This is a genomic window from Polaromonas sp. P1_G2, assembly GCF_056405515.1.
In genome coordinates this window covers 1-444 of sequence record NZ_JBFUBY010001187.1, presented here as the reverse complement: position 1 = coordinate 444, position 444 = coordinate 1, and the positions used below count along the sequence as shown (strand labels likewise).

The following is a 444-nucleotide window of genomic DNA, read 5'->3' as shown; positions in this document are numbered from 1 at the left end:
GTCGGAACTGTTCTCCGGCCGCGCCGTGCGGCCCGTGGAATATGATGAGGATGAGGACGATGATCAGGCTGAGACTGTCGAGGCACCCGCCGTCGTTCACCAGCCGGTGATCACGACGAAATCAACGGCTGCAGCTGCTATGAAGCCGAAAGCGGCAGTCGCTCGCGACCATGCCGCCCAGCCGGGTGACGCTGCTGCGGTGAGCCTGCTGTCCATGAACGATGGTGAAACCGATCGCATGGCTGCGGCGGCCGACCAAGATCTTGTTTATGTCGAAGCAGACGAGGAATTCTCCATCGCCTCCGTTGGCCGCCACCTGATCGACAATGGCATCAATGTGGCGATCGGCGTGTCTCTGATTGGTGACAATGGCTCCGCAGCCTCCGTCGCACTGGCGCGCATGATCGCCGGCGAGGGCGCCCGCGTGATCCTGCTGGACATGAC

The 444-nt window shown here is 62.4% G+C and carries 1 pseudogene; it reads left to right on the top strand.

Features of this window, described 5'->3' with window-relative positions:
- Window positions 1-444: pseudogene (locus tag AC1D0P_RS29695) on the top strand (hypothetical protein); the annotation flags it as partial.